Genomic DNA, 9,094 nt, shown 5'->3' with positions numbered 1-9,094 from the left:
GAGGACCGCCGGGATCCACTCGCCGGTGGGGTTCAGCGCCGTCCGCCAGGCATGAGCGGTGATGTCCTTGGTGACTGACGCTTCGCCGAGCGAAGCCGCCATCTCCTCGCCGGCGCTGGTGCGCCACCGCATCTGGCCCGAGTAGGCCATGAAAATGACAGGCCGCACCACGTGGTCCCGCAGGGCCTCGCCGTAGCCGTAGGTGTAGTCGGACTTGGAGCGTCGAATACCGTCGGCGTCGGCCGCGTACTCGACGAAAGGAATCGCCGCCGTGTCCGAACGGAACGGCGTCCCGGTGAGCGCCAGCCGCCTGGTCGCCGGTTCGAAGGCTTCACGAATACCGTCACCCCAGGACAGGGCATCGCCACCGTGATGAATCTCATCCAGGATGACGAGGGTCCTGGCGGCTTCGGTCTTGGCACGGTGCAGCATCGGCTTGCTGGCCACCTGGGCGTAGGTCACTGCCACGCCGATAAAACCCTGACCGTGACGGCCGTCAGCGTTCCGGAAGTTGGGGTCGATCGCCAGGCCAATCCGCGCCGCGGCGTCAGCCCACTGCCGCTTCAGGTGGTCAGTCGGCGCGACGATAGTGATCCGGTTGATGGTGCCGCGTTCCACGAGCTCGGTGGCAACCCGCAGCGCGAAAGTGGTTTTACCCGCGCCCGGGGTGGCCACGGCGAGGAAATCCTGCGGGCCGGTGGCAAAGTACTTGGCGAGCGCCTGCTCCTGCCACTGCCGGAGTTTCGGCGCCGTACCCCACGCCGCGCGTTCCGGGTAGGCCGGTGGCAGCGATGCACCTGTGGCAGGGGCAACGCCGAAGAGCATGTTATTACTCACGCTTAAGAAGAGACCTTTCCATGCCTGTCTGTGTCTGGGTGGGGACTAGCCGGCTCATCGGAGGATCCCAGCACCGCCCTCGAACCGGCAACTATACCGGCAACCGCGAAGAGGCACAGAGCCAGCCAGATCGCAACAAACACGCCCACCTGTCCCGGGTTCGACGGGTCACGTAACAGGGCGAAAAGCCCTCCCGCGATGGTGCTTCCGACCACCCCACCCATCTGGTCGCTGAGTTGCAGCGAGGAGGAGTTTTTCCCCCGCTCCTCTGCCGGTGAGAGCTTCAGGACCAGCACCGAGGTGCTCGACAGGGTCATTCCCATGGCAAAACCGGCAAGGGTCCACACCACCACCAGAACCCAGAAGGGCACCGTCGGAACCGAGACCAGTGCCAGTCCGCCGACGCTGGTCGACAGGATCGACGCCCCAAGGACCAGCAGCCACTGTCGGCGGAAGGTGACACGAGCCTGCACAAAGGCCCCCGCACTCCACCCCAGGGCGCCGGCGCTCAGGGTGAGGCCGGCGGTCGCCTCATTCATGCCACGCGAGGTCACCAGCATCAGGGGAAGGAACGCCTCGGCGCCGAAGAACGCGGCGGTGACCAGGCCGCGGGTGGCGATGATGCTCGGCAACCCTCGGGCGAGCCGCACTGTCCCCTTCGGCAGCAGGCGGGGGAAGGTCAGCGCTGCGACGGCGACGCCCCCGGCGGCGAGGAGCAGGAGCACTATTGACCCGGCGCTGTCCCCCAGGCCCTGCGCTGCGAGCCGGTTGATGGCGAATTGGGCGGCCAGCACGCCGCCGGCAAGGGCCATCCCGGTCAGGGACCGCCGTCGTCCGTCACCGCGGTTACCGGCACCTGGCTCGGGGGTTGTCAGTGACGCGGTTTTCGGCCAGACCATGACAAACGCTGCCAGGACAATCGGCACGACCCCCAGGAACACCCAGCGCCAGGTGAACTCCTCCGCCAGGTAGCCAGCCACGGCGGGTCCGATCAGGGACGGCAGCACCCAGGCCGCGGATAACCACCCGAAGATCACGGGCTGGCGATGCTGGGGGTAGGCTCCTCCGATGATGACGTAGACGGCCACCACCATGAAACCGCCCCCCAGCCCCGACACTGCCCGGCCCGCAGTAACCAGCCAGAATTCGCCCGCGGCACCTGAGACCAGCAGACCCGCGATCATCAGCGTCAGGCCGACGGCGAGCGCGGGGCGGGGACCTACCCTGTCGCACCAGGTACCGGCAATGACGGTGCCCAGCAACGACGCTGTCAGATACATCGAGAAGGCCAGCCCGTAGCCGGACACCCCACCGAGTTCCTCGACCACCGCAGGCATGGCAGTGGTGACCGCCATCGCCTCGAAAGCGGCGCAGGTGATGATGGAAATGATCCCGATGGTCAGGGGGCGCAGGCTGGCTGGCTGCCCGGTAGCGGGCTCTGCCGTGTTCGGGGCGGGGCGATCTGTCATGAATCCTTAGTCAACCGACGACTTGGTCAGCCCGCGACGAAGCGGCGGTGCCGCGCCGACACCTAGCTCGACTGCGCCGGCACCTATTTGTCCTTGTCGTCCTTGCCCGGACGCATTCCGTTGTAAATGTCTTTGCACTCGGGGCAGACCGGAAACTTCTGGGGGTCACGGCCCGGTGTCCAGACCTTGCCGCACAGCGCGATCACCGGGTCCCCGGACAGCGCGGACTCCATGATCTTTTCCTTGCGCACGTAGTGCGCAAGGCGTTCGCGGTCGCCGGGTTCCAGTTCCTCGCGGAGCTCTTCGCGCTCCAGCGTCGCGGTGGACCCTGAGCGTTGGGGGTCGCTCCGCGGGTCGCTGCGGGGGTCATTGTCATAGGGATCTGCAGGCGTACTCATGGTTTCCATCCTATCGTTGCTCAGGTCGTCCAGCCTGTCGCGGGGTCGGCTAGATTCCCTGCCAGGCAGGCTTGTTCGCGTAAGTATGGCGATAGTAATCCGCTAGTTTCAACCCAGAAGCGGCGGCCTCATCGATGAGAACGGTGGTGTGGGGATGCATTTGCAGAACGGATGCCGCGCAGATGGCGGCTACCGGCCCCTCCACGAAGTCGTGGACCGCCCGGGCTTTCTGCGCCCCGGTGGCGATCAGCACCACGTGGCGCGCGTCCATGATGGTGCCCAACCCCTGGGTCACCACGTGGTGCGGCACCTCGTCAATGCTGTCGAAGAAGCGGGCGTTGTCCTTGCGGGTCTGATCGATCAGGCTCTTGATCCGCGTCCGTGATGCCAGGGAACTGCCCGGTTCGTTGAAGCCGATATGCCCGTCCGTACCTACCCCGAGTAGTTGAAGATCGACTCCCCCGGCCTCCCGGATAGCCTGCTCAAAGGCGGCGCACGCGGCGGGAATGTCGTCTGCGGCACCGTCGGGGCCATGGACGTTGTCCGGGTGAATGTCGATCCGGTTCGTGAACTCCCGCCGAATCACCTCCCGGTAGGACTCCGGGTGGCCAACAGGTAGCCCCACATATTCGTCCAGGGCGAAGCCGTGGACGTCGGCGAAGCTCAACGAACCAGTGTGGTGCCGGCGTGCGAGCTCGTCATACACCCCGAGCGGGGAGGAACCAGTGGCGAGGCCCAGCACCGCGTTCGGCTTGCGTCGGACCAGGTCCTCGATCGCGTCGGCTGCCACAGCTGCAATGGCCGCTTGATCAGGGAGGATTACTACTTCCATCAGCTGTCCTATCGTCTGAGCTATTTGTTGACGGCCACTGCCTGCAGCAGTTCGGGGGCCCTCCGGTCGTACCACTGTCCGCCCAGCTTCACGCCGCCCATCAGCAGCGCGGCACCCAGGACGCAACCAACTACCAGCGTAAGCCAACCGAAGACGCTGTTGCCGGTGACAAAGTAGGCGATGGCGAGTCCGAGTTCCGGCAGCACCAGCGCGGTGAGGACCAGCCAGCCAATAATCTGGACTGCGAACATGGAGAATCCGGTTCCCGGCGGTGTTTTCAGCGGGCTCTCGCCCGGGAGCGGCACGTTGTAGGTGTACCGGGCGGAGACCACGCTGGAGAACCCGATCCCGGTCAGCAGGACACCCACCGACAGGCCCAGCATCACCGGCAACTGCTCAAGGCTGCCGGAAATCCACAGCGGACCCACGGTGAAGACCAGCACCGCGGGGGCAGCGATCACAGCTACCGCCAAGGCGCGGCCCGCCCGGTCTGCCCACCCGCTCACCCCGGTGGAAAGGTGCAGCCAGAACGCCGTGTTGTCATAGGAAATGTCGGCCGAAATGGACCAGGCGAGGAGGAACGCGATGATCGGGCCCACGAAATTCAGCATCGTGAAGTCCCCGGACTGGTAGGCGAAAAACAGCATGAGAAGCGGGACCAGCGGGACAATCACGATGGACCCGAGGTAACGGGGATCCCGCGCCCAGTAGGTCAAGGCGCGGGCGGCAACTGCCCCGGTGGGAGTCGCCGGAAACCGGCTGAAGAAGCCCAGGTTGCCTGCCGCTTTTCGGGTCACCGCGTTGTGGGCAGGCGTCACCAACGCCCGGGCCAGGCTGAGCTGCCAGAGCCAGGCCAGCAGGGCGAGGGTAGCGACGCCGAAGGCGAACCGCAGCGCGGCGGTGAGGTAGGCGCCGTCGGCCACGTCCGCCGGAACCGCCCAGAAGACACCCAGCGGCGTCCACCCCAGGATGGCCGCCAGCTCGCCGGCAAATCCGACCGACTGTTCAAACCCGGCCGCTATCCCGGCGATGATGGGCCCCAGCAGGATGATCGGCACCAGCACCACCATGGAGCTGACATCCTTGAACGTGCGCGACGAGGTCAGCGACATGACTGCCGTGGCCGCCAACCGTGAGGCCACGACACACAACAGGGTGGCCAGAATAGCGCACACCACCGCCACCACTGCTGCGGCAGGGTAGAGCCGCCAGGTACCAACCTGACCGAGCGCGGCAAGTAAGGTGATGATCCCCGGGATGCCGATGACCGCGCCCAGCGCGAGCCCGGCGATCAGTTGCGGCATCGGCACGGCGAAGGTAACGAACCGCGCCGGGTCGAGGGTCATATCGATGCCCGAAGAGACCATCGGCACCACAATCCAGCCGAGGACGACTGCTGACCCGGCAATCACCACTACGTTGCGAATAATCTCCGGTTCAGCGGTACCAAAGGCAAACAGCGCCAGGATCAGCAGGCCCAGCATTCCCAGACCGTACAGGCCGCCCAGGATCACGCCGATAAGTGCCCAGGTGCTGCGTTTGAGGGAGTTCCGCAGGAGGGTGAGTTTGAGCCTTAGGAGGTGCGCAACCATGTGAGTCCCTCCGCGGTGTTGCGTCCGCCCACCAGTTCCACGAACCGGTCCTCGAGGCTGGAGTCCCCGCGCACCTCATCGACGGTGCCGGCGGCCAGGACTGTGCCGGCAGCGATCACCGCAACGTGGTCGCACATCCGCTGGACCAGGTCCATGACGTGGCTGGAGACGATGACTGAACCGCCGGAGCTGACATAGCTGTTCAGGATGTCGCGGATGTTGGCTGCCGATACCGGGTCCACCGATTCGAACGGCTCATCGAGGACCAGCAGGGACGGCGCGTGGATCAGCGCCGAGGCCAGGGCGATCTTTTTGGTCATGCCGGCCGAGTAATCGACCACCAGGGTGCCGGCGTCGTCAGTCAGGTCGAGCGCACGGAGCAGGTCCGCGACCCGCTCCGCCACCGTGTCGCGGTCCATACCGCGCAGCAGGCCCGCGTAGGTCACCAACTGTTCCCCGGTCAACCGGTCGAACAGCCGCACCCCGTCGGGGAGAATCCCCATCAGCTTCTTCGCCTCGAGCGGCCGAGCCCACACGTCCACGCCATGCACCCACACCTGGCCGTGGTCCGGGCGCAACAAACCCGTGGCCATCGACAGCGTCGTGGTCTTGCCAGCGCCGTTCGGGCCCACCAGTCCGTAAAACGAACCGGTGGGGACATCCAGGTCGACGCCGTTCACGGCGATCTTTTCGCCAAAACGTTTGGCGAGTCCCCGGATCACCAGCGCCGGGCTCTCCGGAAAAGCGGAACCGCCGGCAGGGCCCGGGGACAAAGGCATAGATGGTGTGCTCATCCCTCCACGCTAGCAACGTCAAGAGAGACCCATCGTCATCCAAAGGGACGAATTACCGCCCACAGACTCCGTCCGGCGGATGAAAATCTAGAACAGGGCGCGTGCCAGTGCTCCCCGCGCCTTGGTGACGCGCGGGTCGCTGATCCCGACGACGTCGAACAGGTCAATCAATCGCACCCGGGCAACTTCGCGGGGTTCCCCCGCGGTCCGTCCAATGAACGAGACGATCCTGGCGAACGCGTCCTCGACGTGGCCTCCCGAAATGTCCAGGTCCGCGACGGCGAGCTGGCTCTCTACCGAGTCGGGCTCGTCGGCTCCGCGCTGCCGGATCGTCTCGGCGTCGATATCCTTGAGCCGCTGCATCAGTTCCACCTGGGCCAGCCCAGCTTTCGCCTCGGCGTCTGCTGGTTGCTCTGCCAGGGCCTGCCGGTAGGCGGCGGCAGCAGCGGGGTAGTCACCGGCCTCGATGGCCTCGAAGGCGGCCTGATGCAGGGGCGGCAGCGGCGGCTCTTCGGGAGCGGCCTCCTCGCCGTCGGCACCTTCCCGCAGCGACCCTGAGACGCCGTTCGAGCCCGCCACTTTCAGCAATTCGTCAATGAAGGACCGGATTTGGGCTTCGGGAAGCGCGCCCTCGAACAGCGGCACCGGCTGACCCTTCAGGACCGCCACCACGGTGGGCACCGTCTGTGCCTGGAAGGCCTGGGCTATCTGGGGTTGCGTCTCGACGTCGACCTTGGCCAGCAGCAGCCGACCGTCATGTTCGACCGTCACCGCTTCCAGCACCGCTGTGACGCGGGACGATTCTTCGCTCCAGGAAGCCCTCAGGTCCACGATTACCGGAACCTGCGATGACAGCTGAACCAGCTGAGGGAAGCTCTGCTCGGTGACCTCAACGACGTAGGGGCTGCCTGCCCCTGCGCTGGCGGCTCCGGGTGCCGAATCCGCCGGGGGTGCTGCGGGGGCGGGGGCCCCGCCCTGCTGGGCGGTCCGTGCGGCGTCGGCCCGTGCCTTCAAAGCCGACAGATCCACGGCTCCGTGCAGGTTCATTGACGACGGCGGGAGGGGCCCGCGGTTGGTTGGAATACTCATGGTTCCGCCTTTCAAGGGTGGTCTCTGGTGGAAGTTACCGAAGTTCGGCGGAGAGCAACTGCTGGGCGGCACCGATGACCCGGATGCGCTCATCGCTGCCGGCAGGCGGTACATACATCATTACCGCTTCGCCATACCGCACGTCGATGCCCTCGTCGGTTGAGGTTTCGCCGGTCAGCGACTCGTAAACGGTGCCGTCGAGGTCGATCGAATCACCGGCGCCGCGCGGGACGCTGGAGTAGGTGTGGTTCAGGTAGCCGAAGACCATCGCGCCGCCGTCGCTGGTGGACAGGGCGTGCGTGAAGTCCTGCTCGGACTCATGCACGAAGGTAATGTCGGCAGAGTCGTTACCCGGATCGGCGACGACGTCGGCCTGGAACGAGGTGATGGCATCCGCAAAGGAATTAGCCTCGAAGGTTTCGGCGTTGTCGCCGTCGGGCTCCGACAGGAAGTCGGCGATCGCGTCCATCGCGTCCTGGGGGGCTAACGCAAGCTCACCTGCGACGTCGACCGGTACCTCGGCTACCCCTGCGGCACCGTCGGAGGCCGGGAAGGTGGTGCCGGGCAGCATCTGGATTGCGGCGCTGAGCTGGTAGTTCGACCGGGGGTCGGCCTGGACCAGGACCAGTGCGTGCGGCACCGGGTTCTCGTCGGACTGGGTCAGGGCGACGACGGTCCGGGGCCAGCTGGTCTCCGATGAAACCATTGTGGTCAGGACGGGCTCGGCAGCCACCGGAGTGGGCTCCGGGACGTCACTGGCCTGGGACCGGACGTCATAGTTGGCGGTCCGGAGCGCCAGGGCCGCCTCGGCGACCCGCGGCTCAAGCAGCTCCGCATCGGATGCCGCGTCACCTTCCGCAACGACAGTCGCCACCGAGGCCAGAATTCGTTCCAGCTGGCTTTCCAGCAGTACGGGTGGGGCCGGTTCGTCGGCCGCTTCGGAAGTCGCTGACGCGGTAGAGCTCGGGTCCGAACTTGGATCCGGGCTCGGGACTGAACTTGGATCGGAGGTGCTGGCGTGAGCCAGCCCGGCGCCCGAGACGGTCAGCCCTGCAACGACGACGGCCACCCCGAAGGATGCTCCGCCTGCCCGCTTCGGCTTCTTCCGGGTTTCCATGCGGCGCTGGTGGGCTCGCGAGCCCTCGGCAGCGGGCCGGTTGCGCTTTGGTGTGACAAAGAAGAGGGCAATCCCCAGCACGATGGCAAGCGCGCCGATCACAATCAGGGGCACCGCCCAGCCGGTGGTCGCCTCGTTGGGCCAGGTGACCGAGATGTCGGTGGGTGCCGGGTTCTCACCGTCGGCTGCCAGGAGGATTGACCAATCGCCCTCGGCTGGATCGAGCCAGCGGTAGGTCACACTGCCATCGGCGGTTTCCTCGCTGGTCCAGAGGTCGGAGCCGCTGGGGTTCGGGACCGTCTCTTCACCCTCGGTGAACGTGGTTTCCAGGCCCTCCTCGGCAATGGCGGTCACCCGCAGGTGCGCGGCGTCGCCCACCCAGGCGTCGACATCCCCGGCACGTCCGACGGCGAGCGTGAAGGTACCTTCGCTGCGCACCGTAATGTCGACGTCGTCTGCGTCTGGAGCCTTCGCCCCGGCATCGATCACGGTGACCGGGCCGGCTTCGGACCCCGCGGGGACGGAGGCCGTCACGGTTTCCGGCGGGGACCAGAACGTGAGCTGGCCGATGCCCAGGAGCATCAGCAGCGCACCGATCACCAAAGCGGGGACTGCAATCTTCAAACGCACTCAGATACCTATCGTTGCTCGTGCGCAGCACGGCCGCGCGTCAGGCGCCGACGGAGGTCCGACGACGCGATGTCTTGTGCAATACCTTGATCTAACGTCCCATCGTAACGAACTTCGGCCCCGCGGCGGGATTTTTATGGGGGTGGTCACTCTCGGCATGCGCGCAGACCTGGCGCACGACGTCGGGTCCCCGGCCCGACACGGTAAGCCGACAGTAGGCTGTTAGTGTTTCGCTAACCTTGCTTTAGCGGTTTTGAACCTTATTGCCCGCCGCATGCACTACTGGGAAAGCAGAATGAAGCGTGAGTGATCATCAGGATGTTCCGGCGGGCGAGC

At 66.0% G+C, this 9,094-nt stretch carries 7 protein-coding genes and 1 pseudogene (1 of these 8 running past the window's edge); all 8 read right to left on the bottom strand.

Annotated features, from left to right (window positions below; all coding sequences use genetic code 11):
- Window positions 1-825: pseudogene (locus K728_RS18715) on the bottom strand (DEAD/DEAH box helicase) (its annotated part extends 727 nt beyond the left edge of the window); the annotation flags it as partial.
- 14 nt (window positions 826-839) lie between these two features.
- The gene (locus K728_RS18710) at window positions 840-2,306 is read right to left on the bottom strand and encodes an MFS transporter (RefSeq protein WP_019481197.1); all 1,467 of its coding nucleotides are present in this window, start codon (window positions 2,304-2,306) and stop codon (window positions 840-842) included.
- An 83-nt stretch (window positions 2,307-2,389) separates the two neighbouring features.
- Complete coding sequence (locus tag K728_RS0107020) at window positions 2,390-2,704, bottom strand: DUF3039 domain-containing protein (protein ID WP_019481196.1); 315 nt, start codon at window positions 2,702-2,704, stop codon at window positions 2,390-2,392.
- A gap of 49 nt (window positions 2,705-2,753) precedes the next feature.
- The gene (gene nagB, locus K728_RS0107015) at window positions 2,754-3,536 is read right to left on the bottom strand and encodes a glucosamine-6-phosphate deaminase (RefSeq protein ID WP_019481195.1); all 783 of its coding nucleotides are present in this window, start codon (window positions 3,534-3,536) and stop codon (window positions 2,754-2,756) included.
- Between the two features lie 20 nt (window positions 3,537-3,556).
- A complete protein-coding gene (locus K728_RS0107010) occupies window positions 3,557-5,128 on the bottom strand; it encodes a hypothetical protein (protein ID WP_024476294.1) in 1,572 nt (523 codons plus the stop codon).
- Entirely contained in the window at window positions 5,110-5,907 is a 798-nt protein-coding gene (locus tag K728_RS0107005) for an ABC transporter ATP-binding protein (RefSeq protein ID WP_051317640.1), read from the bottom strand. The genes K728_RS0107010 and K728_RS0107005 overlap by 19 nt, the downstream gene beginning before the upstream one ends.
- A 102-nt stretch (window positions 5,908-6,009) precedes the next feature.
- Window positions 6,010-7,011, bottom strand: coding sequence for a tetratricopeptide repeat protein (locus K728_RS0107000; protein WP_024476292.1), 1,002 nt, complete (start codon window positions 7,009-7,011; stop codon window positions 6,010-6,012).
- Between the two features lie 34 nt (window positions 7,012-7,045).
- On the bottom strand, window positions 7,046-8,758 hold the full coding sequence (locus tag K728_RS0106995) for a hypothetical protein (RefSeq protein WP_156911227.1): 1,713 nt from the start codon (window positions 8,756-8,758) through the stop codon (window positions 7,046-7,048).
- Between the last annotated feature and the right edge of the window lie 336 nt (window positions 8,759-9,094).

The sequence above is a fragment of the Arthrobacter sp. CAL618 genome (assembly GCF_000468215.1).
In the GTDB taxonomy this organism is placed as follows: Bacteria; Actinomycetota; Actinomycetes; order Actinomycetales; family Micrococcaceae; genus Arthrobacter_D.
The sequence above is the reverse complement of the archived record's forward strand: the minus strand, read 5'-3'. Positions and strand labels throughout refer to the sequence as shown.

Excerpts from the sequence above, each read along its gene's own strand:
- K728_RS18710 (WP_019481197.1), bottom strand. The coding sequence starts at position 2,306 with ATGACAGATCGCCCCGCCCCGAACACGGCAGAGCCCGCTACCGGGCAG.
- K728_RS0107020 (WP_019481196.1), bottom strand. The coding sequence starts at position 2,704 with ATGAGTACGCCTGCAGATCCCTATGACAATGACCCCCGCAGCGACCCG.
- nagB (WP_019481195.1), bottom strand. The coding sequence starts at position 3,536 with ATGGAAGTAGTAATCCTCCCTGATCAAGCGGCCATTGCAGCTGTGGCA.
- K728_RS0107010 (WP_024476294.1), bottom strand. The coding sequence starts at position 5,128 with ATGGTTGCGCACCTCCTAAGGCTCAAACTCACCCTCCTGCGGAACTCC.
- K728_RS0107005 (WP_051317640.1), bottom strand. The coding sequence starts at position 5,907 with ATGCCTTTGTCCCCGGGCCCTGCCGGCGGTTCCGCTTTTCCGGAGAGC.
- K728_RS0107000 (WP_024476292.1), bottom strand. The coding sequence starts at position 7,011 with ATGAGTATTCCAACCAACCGCGGGCCCCTCCCGCCGTCGTCAATGAAC.